The sequence below is a fragment of the Methanosarcina baikalica genome, from assembly GCF_031461075.1.
In the GTDB taxonomy this organism is placed as follows: Archaea; Halobacteriota; Methanosarcinia; order Methanosarcinales; family Methanosarcinaceae; genus Methanosarcina; species Methanosarcina baikalica.
In genome coordinates, this window is sequence record NZ_JAVKPK010000155.1 from 1 (window position 1) to 1,094 (window position 1,094).

At 42.0% G+C, this 1,094-nt stretch carries 1 protein-coding gene and 1 pseudogene; both read left to right on the forward strand.

Annotated elements, in window-relative coordinates; translation table 11 throughout:
* Window positions 1-186, forward strand: a pseudogene (locus RG963_RS16490) (ABC transporter ATP-binding protein); the annotation flags it as partial.
* A partial coding sequence (locus RG963_RS16495; RefSeq protein ID WP_310577359.1) for a COG1361 S-layer family protein occupies window positions 183-1,094 on the forward strand: 912 nt, incomplete at its 3' end. The pseudogene RG963_RS16490 and the gene RG963_RS16495, both read left to right, overlap by 4 nt.

The following is a 1,094-nucleotide window of genomic DNA, read 5'->3' on the forward strand; positions in this document are numbered from 1 at the left end:
ACCAAGACTGGGGACTATATCCTGGGGTTTCTGGACGGGTTGCACGAAAGAGAAGGAAAGACAATCATTATTGTGACCCATGATCTTGACATTGTAAAGTATGCAACAAGAGTTGTGTACATAAGAGATGGGGAGATCGAAAAAATCGAAAAACGAACGAAAAATGAACCTGAGGGATTAAAATGAAAAAGTTCTCTTTGCTAACACTTTTACTGCTGTTTTCAGCATTCATATGCCTTGGAGCCGGAACAGCACTTGGCTCAAACGGAAACATAAATTCTGCATCTGTAGAAGTAAATTTAACCAATCAAAACCCTGATACCGCTCGTCCTGGAGAACCTGTTGAACTCACGACCAGCGTACAGAATGTAGGAAATGCTGACCTCAAAGACATAACTGTTACAGTCAATCCGGAATATCCTTTCAGCAAAATATCAGGAGAAAATCTTGTAAAAGAGATCTCCTACCTGAATGCACGGCAGGATGATGACGATGCAGCAGTCCTTAAATTCAAGCTTATGACAGATGCCAACGCTTCAGAAGGCACATATGATATTGATATTACCACCACTGCGAAAGAAAGCGGAGCCTCATCAAACACAGTTACTACTACAAAAACAATCCAGCTAGAGATCAGGGGTAAGGAATACGCTCAGATTGTGACCATAAACAAGGCGAATATTGACATAGCAAAGGAAGAGCCTCTTGAATTCATCATAACGAATACGGGAAACTCACCTCTGAAAAATATGGTAGTCTCCTGGAAAGATCCTAAAGGGGTGATTCTGCCGGTATACTCGGACAACACCAAATACATTAAATATCTCGAAGCAGGCCAATCAGTAACCGTTGCTTATTCAGTAATGGCAGATGTAAACGCAGACCCGGGACTCTACACTCTGGATGTAAATCTTAGCTTTGAAGACTATGAATCCAATACAAAAAGTATACAGACCACAGCAGGGCTTTTCGTAGGTGGAGAAACTGACTTTGATGTTTCCTTTTCCGAAAGTGATGCAGGCGAGATTTCCCTATCAGTTGCAAATGTAGGCAACAATATGGCATATTCGGTGAAAGTATCGGTGCCGGACCAG